The organism is Alistipes communis (assembly GCF_006542665.1).
Classification (GTDB): domain Bacteria; phylum Bacteroidota; class Bacteroidia; order Bacteroidales; family Rikenellaceae; genus Alistipes; species Alistipes communis.
Window position 1 is genome coordinate 2,326,745 of the sequence record NZ_AP019735.1, and the last position, 15,777, is coordinate 2,342,521.

Annotated in this window: 21 protein-coding genes and 1 tRNA gene; 20 read left to right on the top strand and 2 right to left on the bottom strand. The window is 59.8% G+C overall.

What is annotated here, in order from left to right:
- Complete coding sequence (locus FMF02_RS09460) at positions 1-510, bottom strand: DUF1804 family protein (protein ID WP_141412968.1); 510 nt, start codon at positions 508-510, stop codon at positions 1-3.
- A gap of 142 nt (positions 511-652) precedes the next feature.
- Between FMF02_RS09460 and FMF02_RS09465 the strand changes: the two genes are divergently transcribed.
- From FMF02_RS09465 to FMF02_RS09510, 10 genes are all read left to right on the top strand, one after another.
- Positions 653-725, top strand: a tRNA-Met gene (locus FMF02_RS09465).
- A gap of 170 nt (positions 726-895) precedes the next feature.
- Positions 896-1,972 (top strand): head maturation protease, ClpP-related, encoded by a 1,077-nt coding sequence (locus FMF02_RS09470; protein WP_244611559.1) that lies wholly within the window; start codon positions 896-898, stop codon positions 1,970-1,972.
- Positions 1,973-2,004: 32 nt separating this feature from the next.
- Entirely contained in the window at positions 2,005-2,907 is a 903-nt protein-coding gene (locus FMF02_RS09475) for a P22 phage major capsid protein family protein (RefSeq protein ID WP_244611560.1), read from the top strand.
- A 3-nt stretch (positions 2,908-2,910) separates the two neighbouring features.
- Positions 2,911-3,297 (top strand): hypothetical protein, encoded by a 387-nt coding sequence (locus FMF02_RS09480; RefSeq protein WP_141412970.1) that lies wholly within the window; start codon positions 2,911-2,913, stop codon positions 3,295-3,297.
- On the top strand, positions 3,203-3,610 hold the full coding sequence (locus tag FMF02_RS09485; RefSeq protein ID WP_141412971.1) for a structural protein P5: 408 nt from the start codon (positions 3,203-3,205) through the stop codon (positions 3,608-3,610). Before FMF02_RS09480 ends, FMF02_RS09485 begins: the two co-directional genes overlap by 95 nt.
- 107 nt (positions 3,611-3,717) lie before the next feature.
- A complete protein-coding gene (locus tag FMF02_RS09490; protein WP_141412972.1) occupies positions 3,718-4,185 on the top strand; it encodes a hypothetical protein in 468 nt (155 codons plus the stop codon).
- A gap of 12 nt (positions 4,186-4,197) precedes the next feature.
- On the top strand, positions 4,198-4,767 hold the full coding sequence (locus tag FMF02_RS09495; protein WP_141412973.1) for a hypothetical protein: 570 nt from the start codon (positions 4,198-4,200) through the stop codon (positions 4,765-4,767).
- Positions 4,768-5,967, top strand: a complete 1,200-nt coding sequence (locus tag FMF02_RS09500) for a DUF2586 family protein (RefSeq protein WP_141412974.1) — start codon at positions 4,768-4,770, stop codon at positions 5,965-5,967.
- A gap of 12 nt (positions 5,968-5,979) precedes the next feature.
- On the top strand, positions 5,980-6,381 hold the full coding sequence (locus tag FMF02_RS09505) for a hypothetical protein (protein WP_141412975.1): 402 nt from the start codon (positions 5,980-5,982) through the stop codon (positions 6,379-6,381).
- Positions 6,382-6,435: 54 nt separating this feature from the next.
- Entirely contained in the window at positions 6,436-6,750 is a 315-nt protein-coding gene (locus tag FMF02_RS09510; RefSeq protein WP_141412976.1) for a hypothetical protein, read from the top strand.
- Between the two features lie 329 nt (positions 6,751-7,079).
- On the opposite strand, the gene FMF02_RS13675 is transcribed toward FMF02_RS09510, so the two are convergent.
- Positions 7,080-7,322, bottom strand: coding sequence for a hypothetical protein (locus tag FMF02_RS13675; RefSeq protein ID WP_162502291.1), 243 nt, complete (start codon positions 7,320-7,322; stop codon positions 7,080-7,082).
- 30 nt (positions 7,323-7,352) lie between these two features.
- Here FMF02_RS13675 and FMF02_RS09515 point away from each other — a divergent pair, with 30 nt between their 5' ends.
- The 10 genes from FMF02_RS09515 to FMF02_RS13905 are packed head-to-tail and all read left to right on the top strand — an operon-like array spanning position 7,353 to position 15,775.
- On the top strand, positions 7,353-9,317 hold the full coding sequence (locus tag FMF02_RS09515) for a tape measure protein (protein WP_162502292.1): 1,965 nt from the start codon (positions 7,353-7,355) through the stop codon (positions 9,315-9,317).
- A 1-nt stretch (position 9,318) separates the two neighbouring features.
- Positions 9,319-9,951, top strand: coding sequence for a DUF6046 domain-containing protein (locus FMF02_RS09520; RefSeq protein WP_141412978.1), 633 nt, complete (start codon positions 9,319-9,321; stop codon positions 9,949-9,951).
- 20 nt (positions 9,952-9,971) lie between these two features.
- Positions 9,972-10,922 carry a hypothetical protein gene (locus FMF02_RS09525; RefSeq protein WP_227045357.1) on the top strand — a complete coding sequence of 317 codons (951 nt, stop codon included), beginning with the start codon at positions 9,972-9,974 and terminating at the stop codon, positions 10,920-10,922.
- On the top strand, positions 10,915-11,532 hold the full coding sequence (locus FMF02_RS09530) for a hypothetical protein (protein WP_141412980.1): 618 nt from the start codon (positions 10,915-10,917) through the stop codon (positions 11,530-11,532). Before FMF02_RS09525 ends, FMF02_RS09530 begins: the two co-directional genes overlap by 8 nt.
- Positions 11,533-11,534: 2 nt before the next feature.
- Complete coding sequence (locus FMF02_RS09535; RefSeq protein WP_141412981.1) at positions 11,535-11,870, top strand: hypothetical protein; 336 nt, start codon at positions 11,535-11,537, stop codon at positions 11,868-11,870.
- Entirely contained in the window at positions 11,848-12,144 is a 297-nt protein-coding gene (locus FMF02_RS09540) for a hypothetical protein (protein WP_141412982.1), read from the top strand. Before FMF02_RS09535 ends, FMF02_RS09540 begins: the two co-directional genes overlap by 23 nt.
- On the top strand, positions 12,141-12,980 hold the full coding sequence (locus FMF02_RS09545; RefSeq protein ID WP_141412983.1) for a hypothetical protein: 840 nt from the start codon (positions 12,141-12,143) through the stop codon (positions 12,978-12,980). The genes FMF02_RS09540 and FMF02_RS09545 overlap by 4 nt, the downstream gene beginning before the upstream one ends.
- Positions 12,973-13,464: a hypothetical protein gene (locus FMF02_RS09550; protein ID WP_141412984.1), complete on the top strand. Its 492-nt coding sequence runs from the start codon at positions 12,973-12,975 to the stop codon at positions 13,462-13,464. Before FMF02_RS09545 ends, FMF02_RS09550 begins: the two co-directional genes overlap by 8 nt.
- Before the next feature lie 2 nt (positions 13,465-13,466).
- Positions 13,467-14,417 (top strand): tail fiber protein, encoded by a 951-nt coding sequence (locus tag FMF02_RS09555; protein WP_141412985.1) that lies wholly within the window; start codon positions 13,467-13,469, stop codon positions 14,415-14,417.
- Positions 14,418-14,440: 23 nt separating this feature from the next.
- Positions 14,441-15,775 (top strand): prolipoprotein diacylglyceryl transferase, encoded by a 1,335-nt coding sequence (locus FMF02_RS13905; RefSeq protein WP_244611561.1) that lies wholly within the window; start codon positions 14,441-14,443, stop codon positions 15,773-15,775.
- The last annotated feature ends 2 nt before the right edge of the window (positions 15,776-15,777 follow it).

Below are 15,777 nucleotides of genomic sequence, written 5' to 3' on the forward strand. Positions count from 1 at the left end.
TTACGCCTCCTGTGCGGAAATGTATTCGATATACTTCTTGTGCAGGCTGTTTATGGTCGTGAGCAGTTCGGGCGTCAGCTCCTCGTCGGTCTCGGCCCGCTGCATCATCCATTGCTCCAAATCGATGATTACGTCGATGATCTCGTCCTTGGTGATGCCCTTTGCGATGCGCTTTGCCGAGGCCATGACCTTGGCGATGTTGTCCGACAGTTTGGTAATGCCGTCGATGTCGTCCGTTTCGCCCTTGTTCAGCTTGGTGATGATCAGCTCGGAAATCTTCTTCGCTGCCAACATCAGTGAATTGACCAGGGCGGCCGACGAGGAGTTCTGCTCCCGGCGCCGGGCGTCCCAGTTCTCCTCCCTGGCCCACCTGCTGACGGTGGCCTCCGTCAGTCCGGTTTTCGCGGCGATTACCCGCTGCGTTTCGCCGCTCAGAAACAGACGGCACGCATAATCCCGGAGAACGTCGAGCTCTCGCTTCGTCCTCGGCTTTTTGGTCGTTTTAGCCATTCACAGCGATTCTATTCAGCCCTTCCGGGCGGTTTGTACGGTGCAAAATTGGGGCATTCGCCCGCCGAATAAAAATAGAGTGTAAATTATTTACACTCTATTTGTTACGCGAGTTTACCCGGGCGATATTTGCACCATGAATCGCGGAATGGAGCAGAGGCCAGCTCGTCAGACTCATTATCTGAAGGTCGGGGGTTCGAATCCCCCTTCCGCTACAAAGTCTTATTATGGACGGACAGACAGAGCCGGGGCCGAGTAGCAACGGTCGGCTCTGAGCGATAAGATCGCGCAGCAGTGATTGCTACCTTGGCTAAGCCGCTGCTTTTTGACGACGATGGAAAAAACGTACATAGATTCCGTAAACGAAACACCGCGGGAAGCCGTAATGCGGCTTTATGGCGCAATCGGCCCGCGGGTGGACGGCGACTATTTCGCCCAGGAGCTCGCGTCGCTCGACCGGGGCGACTTCGATATGATTCATATCCGGATGAACTCTCCGGGCGGCAACGTCTTCCAGGGCATGAGCATCGTTTCGGCCATCCTCTCCATGAACACCCCCGTCTGCGTACATATCGACGGCATCGCGGCGTCGATGGCCGCCGTTGTCGCCGTGGCTGCGGACCGCGTGTGCATGATGGACTTCGCTAAAATGATGATCCACGACCCCTATTTCACGGGGGAGAGCGGAAAGGCGACGAGCCCCAAGCAGAAGAAGGCACTGGCGCGGCTTACCGACATGCTGCGGCAGGTCCTCGTCCGCCGGGGCAAGGACGAGGCGACAATGGCGAAGCTGATGCGCGAGGAGACGTGGTTCTCGGCAGCGGAGGCGCTCGATGCGGGGCTGTGCGACGAGATCACCTCCTCGGCCCGTAACGAGTTCATGAATTTAGACCCCATGCAGCTTGTCGCTGCGGTCGATGCAGAATACCAAACCAACAATCAAGAACAAATGGAAAAAATCAATTTGTCGGCCGAGGCTATCGTTGCCCTCGGCAGCAAAAGCGGCCAGATGGACGAAGCTGCCGTCAGCGCAGCGATCGTCGCGGCCGTCGCGGCCAAAGACGAGGAGATCGCCAGCCTCAAGGCCGCGAAGGAGACGGCCGAAGCGGAAATCGCCCGGCTCAGGAAGGAGAAGGAGGACGCCGTGGCCGTCGAAGCGGTAAGTTTCGCCGACGCGCTCGTCAAGGCGGGCAAGATCGCAGCCGATGCCAAGGACGCCGTTATCGAAACCTTCAAGGCCAACCCGGAGAACGCCCGCAAGATCTTCGGCAGCGTACCGGAACGCACGAAGCTCTCCAGCCTGGCAGGGACGCAGGGCGGTGACGCGGGCAAGTATGCCGCGAAGTCGTGGGACGAGCTGGACCGGGCCGGACTGCTCGCCGAACTCAAAGCCAACCACCCCGACCTCTACGAGAAGAAGTACAAGGAGATGGCCGCCTCGCTGCACATCTGCCGGGGATAGCCGAAAACGCATCATCAACAAATCAAAACAGAATGGCATTACAAGTTGAAATCTGGGTGAAGTCCATCATCGAAGGACTGTTCGCCAACAACACGTTCGCGGCCCGCTCGGTCGATCACAGCGAGTTCGTGAACGAAAAGACGGTGCACGTTCCGAATGCCGGGGCGGCTCCGAACGTGGAGAAAAACCGAACGGTTTTCCCCGCCAACGTGACCGAACGCAAGGACGTCGATCTGATCTATCAGATGGACGAGTTCACCGTGGACCCGGTGCGCATCCCCCATGCCGAGCAGGTGGAGCTGTCCTACAACAAGCGCGAAAGCGTCACACGCCAGTCGCGCCGCAAACTCGCGCAGGACATCTACGAGTCGATCATCTACAACTGGATTCCCGAAGGGGTGAAGGTCGTGGAGACGCTCGGCGAGGCCGTCGCCGCACACATCAAAGAGGCCACGGGCAACCGCAAACGGATGACCAAGCAGACCGTCGAGGAGCTCCAGACGCTTTTCGACGAGCAGGACATCCCGGAGGAGGGCCGCTGTATCCTGCTCGACGCACGGATGTACAACCAGTTGCTGAACTCCCTGACGGACGCCGAGCGCAACGGCTTCCTGGTATGCGCAGACCCCGCCCGCGGTGTGATCGGCAAATACCTCGGTTTCGACTTCTACAAGCGTTCGAAGGTGGCGAAGGTCGCTACGGACGGCACGCTGAAGCCCTGGAGCGCGGCCAACGCTGCGACGGACTGCGCCGCGGGTCTGGCATGGCACGAGGACTGTGTGTCGCGCGCGCTGGGCGATTCGCTTCTGTTCGACGACCAGGGCAACCCGCTCTACTACGGCGACATCATTTCGTTCCTCCAGCGCGCCGGAGGCAAGAGCATCCGGGCAGACAAGGCGGGCGTGGTACTGATCAGGCAGGCGGCAGCCGAGTAGCGGATGGAGACCTGGATTATTTACGTCATTGCACCTATCGCCATCGCGCTGGTAAGCTGGATTCTCGGCAAGAACGGACGGCGTATCGACGAGACGTCCAAACTGGTGGCCCTGCTTCAGGAGGAGATCACCCGTCTGACGGCCAAAGTCGAGAAGCTGGAGGCCAAGGTCGAGATCAAGGAGCACGAGTCGGAGCGCAAGAGCGGGATAATCCAGGAAGCTTTCCGCTGCAAGACGCCTTCGCACAAGTGCCCCGTGTTAATCAAGTTATTCGAGTTCAACGATCAAAAGGAAGATGAGCAGAGGACTAAGAAACTGCAACCCGGGGAATATCCGCCGGAGTGCGACCAAATACAAGGGAGAGACGAGGAGTTCCGACCCGGCCTTTAAGGCGTTCGAGTCGATGCCGTGGGGCTACCGGGCGATGTTCGTGCTGCTCCACACCTACCGGGTGCGTCACGGATGCCGCACGCTGCGGGAGATGATCTTGCGCTATGCGCCGCCCGTGGAGAACCATACGGAGAACTACATCCGGGCCGTGGCTGCCGGAGCGCAGGTGTCGCCCGACGAGCCACTCGACACCAAGAGCGGCGAGCGGATGATTCCGGTCGTTGCGGCCATGAGCCGCGTGGAGAACGGAACGCCCGCACGCATGGACGAGGTTCGGGCGGGCTGGGATCTGTTCACAAAGTACCCTGTATGACACGGCGGCGAATCCTCCTCCCGCTCCTCCTGGCAGCACTGTTCTGCGCCTGCGCGCCCTCCCGCCGGACGGCGGCGGTGCACAGCCGAGCGGAAAACGACCTTCGGATGCAGGTGCTCCGCGAGGAACTCTCGACGCGCGACAGCCTGTTTTTCCGGGCCTTGTGCGAGGAACTGATCCGCAACCTCGACGGCGAGCGGCATCTGCACCGGGTTGTCGGGGAGGAGGTCGAGACCGTCACACGGGAATACGACACCTCCCGTCCAGTCGATACGCTGACCGGAACACCGCCCCTGCGGCGGGAGACCATCCAACGGCGGCGCCTTACGGATTCCACTCACGAGGCGGACCGTGTACGACAGACCGAACACCGAATCCAGGCCGACACGATCCTCGGCGGCGGTCATGCCAGGCAGCAGCTTCGGACGGAAGGAAATACCTCCCGGCAGGAAGCCGCCGAAACAGATCTCACGACGGCCCAGCGTCGCGGCCTTACCTGGTGGCAGCATGCCCTGTGCATTGCCGGACTGCTGGTCGTGGCTTATGGCACTTACAGATTATTCAAACACCGTTAAAACAACAATTGAATGGCAAAAAACAATCATACCGCAAAAACCGCCGGGAAAGCTCCGAAAACGGCCGGAGCCTCCGTCCAGACCGCGGACGTGTCTATGCAGGTAGGGAACGAATCGCCCGATCTCCAGCCGGCTCCCGACACGGAACCCGCCGCCGGGAAGGAGGCGGAACCGACGCCGTCGGTCCCCGAAGCTCCGGACACGACACCCGGTCTCCGGCCGGACTCCGCATCCGATGATGAGAGCGGCACGGCGGATCGGCAGACCGATGACACCCCGGCAACGGCCGGGGAGGACGAGCGGCCACTTTCTGCGGTAACGGCATTCGCCGACACCCCGGAGGAACTGGCGGCCCGCCAGGCTACCGAGGCGGCGGCCCGTGAGGCGGCAGACCGTGCAACCACGGAATCGGGAGTCGGGAGCCGTCTGAAGGCCGAGGCCGGGCGAATCCTGGCCGCATACCCGGATGCCCCTGTCGTCTACATGACCTCCAACGGGTTCGGGTTCTTCAGGGAATCCGAGGCCCGCAACCATGCGGCCACGCTCCGCGACAAGGCAGTAATCACCGTAAAACGCAAATAAATGTTACCGAGAGTACGAATCAACTACGCCAACGGCACATTGGGACAGGTGGCCGCGATGGCGGACGGCTGCCTCGGCATGATGGCGCTGGGTGCGAAGGAAGTGACGGGCGACGACAAGTTCAAGCTGGGCAAGGCGTATACGCTGCGTAAGCTCGCCGACCTGGAGGCGCTGGGCGTCACGTCGGAGAATAACCCGAACCTCTACCGCAACGTCAAGGAGTTCTACGCCGAGGCGGGCGACGGAACGGAGCTCTGGCTGACGGGCTATGCCGAGAGCGAGACCTTCGCCAACGCATTCGACAAGGACAACGCCGCCGGAGCCGTGGCCCTGCTCAAGGCGTCGAACGGCAAAATCCGCGGTCTGGTCGCTTTCAAGACTCCGGCCGAAGCCTACGAACTGACGACCACCGAGGGTCTCGACGCCGACGTGTTCGCCGCGCTGCCGAAAGCCCAGCAGTTGGGCGACTGGGCCACGGACACGCTGCGTGCGCCAATCTTCTCGCTGGTCGAGGGCTACGGCTATGCCGGGGACCCCGCGGCGCTGAAGGACCTTACCGAAACGGAGTACAACCGCGCGGGCGTGGTGCTCGGCGACACCGCGGCCTCGTCGAAGAACGCCGCGATGGGTGTCGTCGCCGGGCGCATCGCCGCCTCGGCCGTCCAGCGGAAAATCAGCCGCGTGCGCGACGGTGCGCTCCAGCCGCTGACCTTCTACGTGGGGGCCGAGCCCGCTGAACTGGCCGACCTGGAGACGATCAACGACAAGGGGTATATCACCTTCCGCACGTTCGTCGGCAAGGCCGGGTATTTCATCACCGACGACAACCTGGCCACGACGCCCGAGGACGACTACCGCGCGCTGACCAACCGCCGCGTCATCGACAAGGCGTACCGCATCGCCTACGCGCAGCTGGTCGAGTGGCTCAACGACGAGGTTCCGGTCTCGAAGTCCGGCACTCTGGTTCCCGCCTGGTGCTCGACCGTCGAAGCCGACGTCGAGCAGGCCATCGAGACGCAGATGACCGCACAGGGCAACTTGGGCAACGATCCGTCGGATTCGTCCGATACGGGCGTGGAGTGCAAGATCGACTACGACCAGAACATTCTGGCCACTTCGCAGGTAAAGATCGGGCTGCGCGTCAAGCCCAACGGATATGCAAAGTATATCGACGTGGAGCTTGGGTTCAAAACCGCATAAAATGACAGGACAATGATCAATGGCAAAGAATACGGCTGGGAGGATATCACCGCCTACATGGGCGGCCGTGACGTGATGGGCTTCCGCTCGATCAAGTACACGACCAAGAAGGAGAAAGAGGCGCTTTATGGCAAAGGGAACAAAGCGCTGGCTATTCAGAGCGGGAATATCTCGAACGACGGCGAAATCGGACTCACGCAATCCGAAGTCGAGGCGCTGGAGATTGCATCGGGCGGCTCGTTGCTCGACATTCAGCTCGACATAGTGGTTTCCTACGGCGACCCGGAGAAGGGCGACCTCCCGACGATCCACAAGCTACGAGGCGTACAGTTCACGGAGGATCCGCGCGAAACCAACCAGGGCGATAAGTTCCAGGACCTCAAGCTGCCTTTCCTCTTCTTACGGAGAGAGTAGACGAAGACGAACAACGATCCGGCTCCGGCCGGGCAAAACAACGAAAAAATCGAAATGGAGAACAAACAAACCCTTATCGGCGAAGTTACAGCCGACCAAATCAACGCTTGGAAAGAACAGCACGGCGAGGTATTCGCCATCAAGGTAAACGGCCACGTGTGCTACCTGCGCAAACCCACGCGCCGCGAACTCTCGTTCGCAACGACGGCAGGCAAGAACGATCCGCTGAAGTTCAACGAAACCCTGCTGCGCGGGTGCTGGCTGGGCGGTAGCGAGGCAATCCGCCGCGACGATGACAAGTTCATGGGCGCGTCGGGAGTGCTCGACAAGATCGTACCCTACGCGGAGGCCGAGCTGGAAAAGCTTTAAAGGCTACCGAGGTCGATCCTGCGGAGGGCCGCGACTGGGTCCGGAAACTGGATACCCAGCTGCGCTATTACCTCCATATCGACCCCGATAGCCTCACCGACTGGGAATGGGCCATGCGTGTGAACGAACTGATGTGGATACGCAAGCAGGAGGCGGAAGCCGCACGGCAGAAATAGCAGGCCCGGAATCACAAGGTTCGGACTGTCGGGAGATTTACTTCCGTGCGAAGGACAACACCGAGGGCCGCGCCGGCATCGTCCGCGGGTCACTTTCCGCAAGTCGCGCCGTTGTCACGTACGGGGGAAAGAACCCCGCGATCCGGACCTTTTCTAATTTTCCATATAGAGAATGAAGGCGAGCAGCAGGTAGAGCAGCGACCAGCCGATGACGATGCACCGCGCCTGCCACGGATGCGTTTCACGGTTTTTATACGCTACGGCAAAGGGCATCGCAGGCAGGCAGAGCAACACGCCGAGCGCTTTCGGGATACACGGCAGCACGGCCCGCGCAGCCTTCAACACATAGAAAACCACGGCGACGACGAACCAAATACCTATAAGTCCTGCTACCATACGCAGCGAAGATACGAAAAAACGGACACAATGGCAAATGTTGTCGAATATACGCTCTCTCTGAACGACCGGATCACGGGGAAGTTGAATAAGATCAACATCACCAACAACCGGGCGTTGGAAGTCTGGGCGAAGGTCGAGCAGCGGGTGAACAGTGCGAGCAACACCATGCAGAAATGCGGTGTCACGCTGGGCAGTCTCCGCGAGCGTGTCGATGCGCTACGTGCCGAGCGCGAGTGGATTCCAGCCAGCAACATCAACGCCATACGTCGTACCAACATCGAGGTCAAGGCCCTCGAACGACAGATCCGCCAGCTCGAACGGGTGAACGGCGGCAAGATCAAGACTATGCTGTCGGATGCCTTCAACAGCATCCCGTTCGCCAATACGCTGACCAATCCAATCGTCATGGCGGGCATGGCGGGATTTAAGGCGCTGCAAACAGGTTTCGAACGGGAAAAGGTGCAGGTCGCCTTCGACGTGCTGCTGCGCGGTGACACGAAAGCATCGGAAGCGCTGCGGGAGGAGATTCGCCAATACGGGATGGTAACACCCTACATGACAGCCGAGTTGCAGGATGCCGCGAAAATGATGCTTTCATTCGGCATTGCACAGGATCGGATCATGCCCAACATCAAGGCGCTGGGTGATATCGCAATGGGTGACCGGAACAAATTGAACTCATTGACGCTGGCCTTCTCGCAGATGACCGCGTCGGGACGGCTGATGGGGCAGGATCTGCTGCAGATGATCAATGCCGGATTCAATCCGCTGTCGGAAATTTCCCGCAAGACGGGAAAATCCATCGGCGTGTTGAAAGAGGAGATGGAGAAAGGCAAGATCTCGGCCGAGATGGTGACACAAGCATTCTATTCGGCGACGCAGGCCGGGGGCCAGTTCCACGGCATGACCGAAAAGATGGGACAGACGGCCGCGGGCAAGTGGTCCACGCTTCTCGGACTGGCGGGCGACCTGCTGTTCCGCCTCTACGGGATCATCGAGCCGTTGGTGATTCCCGCCATGACCGCGCTGGAGTGGATCGTCGGACTTGCTGGAAAAGGCATCGACGCCTTGGGGGCAGCTATCGGATGGGTCTCGGAGTTCATGCAGCGGCACGCGACGGTCGTTGCGGTATTGGGCACAGCGCTCGGCATACTGGCGACGTCCATGTTCCTCGTCACGCTCCAGTCCAAGGCGATGGCCGCCTGGGCGGGGATCGTCACCACGGCGAAATGGGCATGGGCCGCAGCGCAGAACGGGTTGAACCTTGCCCTGCTGGCGTGTCCCGTGACGTGGATCATCGCCGCGGTCATCGGACTGATCGCCGTAATCGGCTATGTCTGCTACAAGGTGCAGGGCTGGGGTACGCTGTGGGACGGCACGGTCGGATTCATGAAACATTCGTTCCTGGGATTCGTGGAGAGCGTGAAGCTCTATTTCAGCACGATGATAAACGGCCTTATGATCGGCCTGGACAAGATCAAACTCGGATGGTACAAGTTCAAGGAGGCCGTGGGGCTGGGCGACAGCGCCGAGAACCAGGCCGCCATCGCCCGGATCAACGCCGATATCGAGAACCGCCAGCAGGCGATCATCGAAGGGGCGAAACGGGTCGCAGACCATGCGGCCAAAGCCAGGGCGTCGCTCGACGGCATCCGCCTTCGGTGGGATTCCGAACGGTCGCTGGGCGACGTCGCCGCGAAATTGAAAACCTCGCTGGGGATCGCGTCGCCCTCCCTGCCTGGCATGGGAGGCGAGCTGGCAGCGAATACCCCGGGCAGAGGCAACGGAACCTCCGGCAGTACGGCCGGGGCGGGAGCCGTTTCGGCCATCGCCACGGGCGGCAAACGATCCACGACGATCAACATTTCACTCGGGGCGCTGGTCGATAAGCTGGTTTTCGAGGGCGGCTACGAGGGTTCGCGCGACGACATGCAGCGCGATCTGGAGAACAGACTGATTCAGGTATTGCAAATGGCCGCAACGGCACAATAGGATGGGCAAGGTATTTTTCAACATTGGGAAAGCGACCCCTGACGTCATCGTTTCATCGGATGGCTTGCGCGATCCGCTCCGCATCCGCACGACGCAGGCCCTCGGCGGCTTCGGAGCTCTGCCTCCGTATTTCCTACTCAGGGACACGGACGGGGTGCGGACGGCCGATGCGGACGAAATCCGATCGGAAATGACAACCGTCGGAACGATAAAATCCGTCATGCCGTTGCGGCTCAAGCGTTCGACTGACGGGATTCTGAACTGGTTCACTTTCCCGCTTGAACCCCTGGTGTCGATCAGCGGCAAGAACGAAATCATCCGACGAACTCCTGCCAAAGGCAAAGGAACGGGAACGGTCAAGGAGCGATGGAGCCAGGGCGACTACGAAATTTCGATCCAAGGCATATTTATCGCCGCGGAAAACGAATATCCGAAAGAGAGCGTCCAGCAGTTGCGTAATCTGTTCGATACTGCCAGTCACCTCGACGTGGAGCATGATATTCTGCTGCTGTTCGGTATTACGCGTCTGGCCATAGAGAGTGTCAGCTTTCCGCACACAAAAGGCCTGCAAAACCAGAACTACGAGATCAAAGCATACAGCGACAATCCGGTTTCGCTTTTTATTCCGGTTTAACGGCGTTCGAAATGTATTCGATGAACTTTGACATAACGATCGGGAAGTATCGGCTGGCGGCGCTCGAAAAGGTTGCGATCAAATGCAGCGTCGAAAACCTGGCTGATACGGCCGATATTACGCTGCCGGGGACGCTTTTCAACCGGGCATTGAAGGTCGAACAGAAAATCGCCGAAGGAGATGCTGTTCGGATCCGCCTGGGATATGATCGGATATTGCGCGATGAATTTTCCGGGTATGTCTCCGAAATCGCTACTGATAACGACTCCGTGCGTATTCATTGCGAAGATGAACTCTACAAATTCCGCAAAGACCTCAAGGACCGTGTCCTGAAAAGCGTAACGGTGAAAACGTTATTGACCTCGGTCGCCGAAGAGGTCGGAAAATATGAAGTGGCATGCGATTACGATTTCACGTATGATAACTTCACTATCCATGCAGCGACGGGGTACGACGTGCTGCGCAAGGTGCAGAGCGAAACGAAGGCCAACATCTACCTGCGCGGAAAAACCCTGCACGTCCATCCGCAATACGCCCAGATCGGAGAGAAGGTCATTTACGACTTCGCCGTGAACATCGAGAAGTCCGACCTCAAGTACCGGGACGCCTCGAAGCGGAAGTTTCTGGCTGTCGTCGAGGGAACCGATGCCAAAGGCAAGACGATCCGTATCGAACGCGGTACGACGGGCGGCGACAAGTTTACACTCAAATTGCCGGGTGTTTCGGATCGGAAATCGCTCGAACAACGGGCCGACGAAGAGCTGAAGGTGCGGGCCTATACCGGCTACGAGGGCTCGTTCACCGGATGGCTCGAACCCTATGTCGAGCCGACATGGCTGGCCGAGATCCGCGACACGGAGTACGAATACAAGAACGGAAGCTATTACGTGTTGGGCGTCGAAACGACTTTTTGCGACAAAGGTGCGAGCCGGGTCGTCACCATCGGAAAACGCATAGAAAACAATGGATAACGCCTCGAAGATAAAACAGCTTTTGCAGCAGATTACGGGCACGGAACAGTCCGTATTCCTGTTTCGCCCGATGGAGGTCGTCTCCGTCGAGGGTGACACCTGTCGGGCGCGGTATAACGAACTGGAGATTCCGGGCATCCGTCTGGCAGCCATCGAAGGCGGAGCGGACGGCGGCCTGCTGTTGAAACCTGCAACGGGAAGTATTGTTCTGGTAGCCGACCTTTCGTGCGGCGAGCTGCGCGAATGCTCCGTGATCGGTTATTCAGAGATCGAAGCGCTGACCTACCGTCACGGCGATACGACCGTCACAATGAACGGGAGCAATGTTTCGGCTACGGTCGGTCGGATGCAGTTGAAGGTTACGGCTGACGGTGTGGAAATCAACGGCGGGAAGCAGGGCGGCCTGGTATTGGCCGCTGCGTTGCGCCGTTCGCTGGAAAGCGTTCAGCGCTACTGCGAAACGATGCGGACGGCCGTCGCTGCCGGACTGACAGGAGTAGGCATTGGAGCTGCGGCCAACGGAGGAACGGGAGCAGGGATTTTCTCCGAACAAATGGCGGCCGCAACCATCTCTCTCGAAGATTTGGAGGATAAAAAAGCAACACACTGATAATGGCTAAGAATATCGGCATACTGATCGATCCCGAGACAGGAGATCTGCAAATCGATCCTCGGCGTAACGACCAAAACGTCTATGTGCAGGGCCTGCAGGTCGGAGAGGTGACGATTCAGAACCAAGCTGCGATTCTTCAGGCAATGAAGGGAGAATTGAAAGAATATCCGACCCTCGGGGTCGGGATCACGAACATCGCCAATGACCACGAAACGACTGGATGGGCACGCGAGATTACGGCTCAACTGAAGGCTGACGGTATGCGGGTGAACGATGTAGAAGTCGATATAACGAACAATAAACTGACCGTCGATGCAGACTACGACACGAAATAACCAGACTCTGCTGGATATCGCAGTTCAGGAATGCGGGACTGTCGAGGCCGCGTTCGAAATTGCCGAACGTAACGGTCTTGCGCTGACCGACGAACTGAACACGGGGCAGAAACTCGATATCGTCATGACGACAACCAGAGAGGAGTCTGTCGTGCAGGAACTGGCGGCCGATAGAATAAAACCAGCTACCGCACCTTCGGCCGAGGAGACGGAAATGGTTCCTTACGGCGGTATCGGGTTTATGGGGATTGAAATAGACTTTGTGGTACGATGAGAACGATCGAGGAAATCAAGGAAACGATCTGCGCGGATTTCATGCGTAACGAATCCGTTGCGGAGTTGTTCGGATTTACGCCGGGCGACAGCTTCACGTCGCATTTCAGCAAGGTATCCGTCATCGGGATTCTGTTCTACATTTTCGCCGTTGCGGCGTGGACGCTGGAGAAGCTCTTCGACACGTACAAGGGCGAGGTGGACACACGCATCGAGGAGATCATCCCGCACCGTCCGCGGTGGTACCGCGACAAGGTGCTTGCGTTCATGAAGGGCAAGACGCTGATCGCGGACACGGACCGCTACGACACTGAGGGGATGACCGAGGACGCCATCGCGGCGGCACGGGTGGTCAAGCACGCCGTGGCGGTCGAGAACCGGGACGCTTCGCTCCTGACGATCAAGGTCGCGGGCGAGAAGGACGGCAAGCGGTGCAGGCTCGACGCCGAGACCGAGGCGCAGCTTGCGGCCTACATCGCCGAGATCAAGGACGCGGGCGTGCGCACGGCGCTGGTGAACATCGACCCCGACCGCTTCAACTGCGAGGCGGACGTGTACTACGACCCGATGCTCGTGGCCGAAACGGTCGAGAGCGCCTGTCGGGAGGCTGTCCGCAACTACATCGAGAACCTGCCCTTCAATGGCGAATATACCAACATGGCGCTCGTCGATGCGCTCCAGACGCTCGACGGCGTGCGGATCGTGGAGTTCCGCGGGGCGACGACCGTCGCGGCAGGCGAGGAGGTGCTGGTTACGATCGACGCGCGGTGCATCCCGGCCGCGGGCTATTTCGAGATGGGCGACGTCGTACTCAATATGAAGGCATACAATGGATAAGTACGACGTGAACTTCAAGCGCCTGGCGCTCCTGCTGCTGCCGACCTTCTGGCGGCGGCCGCTCTTCGCCGCGATGGCCTACGCCGCCGTGTCGCCCCTGCAATACCTGCACACGCGGTTCATCCTCTGGAAGCGCGAGAGCGACTACCGCCTCGAACACAACGGCCAGGTGTGCTACCTGCGGGCGCTGCTGAACGACAAGTTCGATCCCATCGACCGGAGGATCACAATCACCGAAACGGTCGAAAACGTGGGCTTCATCACCCTGCACAAACGCGAGGAGGACGCCGAGGTGCTGGTCCCGCGCCGCGGATCGGGCCGGATCCTGATTCTCAACCGCCGCGGCTACGGCGGGGTGAGCGGCTACGACTTCTGGGTGAATATCCCGCTGGCGCTCTATGACAAGCTGGACATCACGCAGGTCCGGGCCGTGGTGGATGCGTACAAGCTGGCTTCGAAACGATTCTCCATAAACTACATTTGACGATGAAACAGATACAGGGCAGGTTCCTCCTGCAATCGAACAAAGACTTTCCGGCCGACTGCGAGATGCTCGACTATATGCAGACCAACGCGCACGTGGTGTCGATCATCGGCAACCTGGCGGGCGACAAGGCGATCCTGCTGGGATGCGCACTCACGGGCGGCGGCACGCAGCGGAACGAGGGCTACGTGTTCCTGCGCACGAAGGAACACCCCGAGGGGGAGGTGCTCTACTGGGAGGGCGGCTCCATTTCGGGCGGTATGTACCTCAAACAAGCCGCGATCCCGGTACAGGCCCAGGGGTACGAATATCCGCAAGCCTACGTCGAGCGGTCGCTGGCTCCGGGCGTCGGCGAGGAGAACTACAAATGGGAGGACTTCCACGAGGCGCAGTCGCTGCCCGAACTCGAAGCGCAGATCGTGGCGTTGCAGACCGCCCTGGCCAAGATTCAGCGCACGCCGCTGGGCATGGTCGAAATCTGGGCAGGATCCCGCATCCCCGACGGCTACGCCCTTTGCGAAGGGCAGCAGCTCAAGCAGTCGGAGTACCCCGAACTCTACAAGGCCATCGGCAGCACCTACAACAATGCCTACGACTGCAACGGCCGGAAGCTCTCGACCACGAGCGGTTATTTCCGCCTGCCCGACCTGCGCGGCCGCTTCGTGGTGGGCTACAACGTCAGCGATGCCGACTACGGCAGCTACGGCAAGGTGGGCGGCGAGAAGAAACACACGCTCACCGTCGATGAGATGCCCTCGCACGCACACGGGGAGAATCTTTGGACCGGAGGTAACGGCAGCTGGCGCAGCGGCGGCAACAACTCCTATCCCGAGGCCGTGTCGTGGCATGACCGCACGACGCCCTTCGGAACGACGGACCGCACGGGCGGCGGCAGCTCGCACGAGAACCGACCGCCCTATTACACGCTGGCCTATGTCATGCGGACGAAGTAAAATTCTTATCACGCGATTACAGAATGGCAATCAGAGTACGTGCGCAGCTGCGCAAATGGTTCGGCCGGGGAATGTACCCAACGGCCGAGCAGTTCTCGGACCTCTTCGACAGCTTCTTCCATAAGACCGAGGACAAAATCCCGATGAGCGGGGTCGAGGGGCTTACCGACCAGCTCAACGGGAAATACAATACGGCCGAAGGGCGGGAGCTGGAGAAGAAAGTGCAGAAAGTAACCGACGACCTCTCCGTCCATGTAGCCTCCTCCGAGAAGGCGTTCAATGAGGTCCAAAATGACATCGAGGCGCTCGACGGCAGACTCGACGACGAGATCGAACGTGCCAAAGGTGAAGAGGCCGCGATCCGCAGGGAACTGGCCGCGGGCGATGCCGCGACACTCTCCTCGGCCAAATCCTATACCGACACCTCCGTTGCTGCCGAAGCCGGTAAGCGCGAACAGGGCGATGCGACGACCCTCCAAGCCGCGAAAACCTATACCGACACATCTGTCGCAGCGGAAGCCGAGGAGCGGACACAAGGCGATGCCACGACCCTTTCTTCGGCCAAGACCTACACCGACACCTCCGTGGCGGACGAGGCCCAGAAGCGCGGGCAGGGCGATGCCGCGACGCTTCAGTCGGCCAACAGCCACGCCGATGCGGCCGTGGCTTCGGAGAAATCCGCCCGTGAGAGCGGGGACCGCACGACGCTCGAATCGGCAAAGGCATACGTGGATAAGGCCATCGCCGAACTGGTGGACGGCAGCCCTGCGGCACTCGATACGCTCAAGGAGCTGTCGGCCGCCCTGGGCAACGATCCGAATTTCGCTACGACCGTCGCCACGCAGATCGGCCAGAAGGTCGATAAGGTTGCGGGCAAGGGCCTTTCTACCGAAGACTACACCTCGGAGGAGAAGGCGAAACTCGCGGGTGTGGCCGCCGGAGCGAACAACTACCAGCACCCGGCCACACATCCGGCGACGATGATCGAACAGGATGCCTCGCACCGTTTCGTGACCGATACGGAGAAAACGACCTGGAACGGTAAGGCATCGACGGCCGTCGTCACCCAATCGGCCAACGGTCTGATGTCGGCGGCCGACAAGAAGAAACTCGACGGCGTGGCTGCCGGGGCGAACAACTACCAGCATCCGGCCACGCATCCCGCTTCGGTAATCGTACAGGATTCGACGCACCGCTTCGTGACCGACACGGAGAAAACGACCTGGAACGGTAAGGCATCGACGGCCGTCGCCACCCAATCGGCCAACGGGCTGATGTCGGCCGCAGACAAGAAGAAGCTCGACGACCTGACGGGCGGCGAGCTGGTCATCCAATGTTCAATCCCCGGAATGAATTGACG

Excerpts from the sequence above, each read along its gene's own strand:
- FMF02_RS09460 (WP_141412968.1), bottom strand. The coding sequence starts at position 510 with ATGGCTAAAACGACCAAAAAGCCGAGGACGAAGCGAGAGCTCGACGTT.
- FMF02_RS09470 (WP_244611559.1), top strand. The coding sequence starts at position 896 with ATGCGGCTTTATGGCGCAATCGGCCCGCGGGTGGACGGCGACTATTTC.
- FMF02_RS09475 (WP_244611560.1), top strand. The coding sequence starts at position 2,005 with ATGGCATTACAAGTTGAAATCTGGGTGAAGTCCATCATCGAAGGACTG.
- FMF02_RS09480 (WP_141412970.1), top strand. The coding sequence starts at position 2,911 with ATGGAGACCTGGATTATTTACGTCATTGCACCTATCGCCATCGCGCTG.
- FMF02_RS09485 (WP_141412971.1), top strand. The coding sequence starts at position 3,203 with ATGAGCAGAGGACTAAGAAACTGCAACCCGGGGAATATCCGCCGGAGT.
- FMF02_RS09490 (WP_141412972.1), top strand. The coding sequence starts at position 3,718 with ATGCAGGTGCTCCGCGAGGAACTCTCGACGCGCGACAGCCTGTTTTTC.
- FMF02_RS09495 (WP_141412973.1), top strand. The coding sequence starts at position 4,198 with ATGGCAAAAAACAATCATACCGCAAAAACCGCCGGGAAAGCTCCGAAA.
- FMF02_RS09500 (WP_141412974.1), top strand. The coding sequence starts at position 4,768 with ATGTTACCGAGAGTACGAATCAACTACGCCAACGGCACATTGGGACAG.
- FMF02_RS09505 (WP_141412975.1), top strand. The coding sequence starts at position 5,980 with ATGATCAATGGCAAAGAATACGGCTGGGAGGATATCACCGCCTACATG.
- FMF02_RS09510 (WP_141412976.1), top strand. The coding sequence starts at position 6,436 with ATGGAGAACAAACAAACCCTTATCGGCGAAGTTACAGCCGACCAAATC.
- FMF02_RS13675 (WP_162502291.1), bottom strand. The coding sequence starts at position 7,322 with ATGGTAGCAGGACTTATAGGTATTTGGTTCGTCGTCGCCGTGGTTTTC.
- FMF02_RS09515 (WP_162502292.1), top strand. The coding sequence starts at position 7,353 with ATGGCAAATGTTGTCGAATATACGCTCTCTCTGAACGACCGGATCACG.
- FMF02_RS09520 (WP_141412978.1), top strand. The coding sequence starts at position 9,319 with ATGGGCAAGGTATTTTTCAACATTGGGAAAGCGACCCCTGACGTCATC.
- FMF02_RS09525 (WP_227045357.1), top strand. The coding sequence starts at position 9,972 with ATGAACTTTGACATAACGATCGGGAAGTATCGGCTGGCGGCGCTCGAA.
- FMF02_RS09530 (WP_141412980.1), top strand. The coding sequence starts at position 10,915 with ATGGATAACGCCTCGAAGATAAAACAGCTTTTGCAGCAGATTACGGGC.
- FMF02_RS09535 (WP_141412981.1), top strand. The coding sequence starts at position 11,535 with ATGGCTAAGAATATCGGCATACTGATCGATCCCGAGACAGGAGATCTG.
- FMF02_RS09540 (WP_141412982.1), top strand. The coding sequence starts at position 11,848 with ATGCAGACTACGACACGAAATAACCAGACTCTGCTGGATATCGCAGTT.
- FMF02_RS09545 (WP_141412983.1), top strand. The coding sequence starts at position 12,141 with ATGAGAACGATCGAGGAAATCAAGGAAACGATCTGCGCGGATTTCATG.
- FMF02_RS09550 (WP_141412984.1), top strand. The coding sequence starts at position 12,973 with ATGGATAAGTACGACGTGAACTTCAAGCGCCTGGCGCTCCTGCTGCTG.
- FMF02_RS09555 (WP_141412985.1), top strand. The coding sequence starts at position 13,467 with ATGAAACAGATACAGGGCAGGTTCCTCCTGCAATCGAACAAAGACTTT.
- FMF02_RS13905 (WP_244611561.1), top strand. The coding sequence starts at position 14,441 with ATGGCAATCAGAGTACGTGCGCAGCTGCGCAAATGGTTCGGCCGGGGA.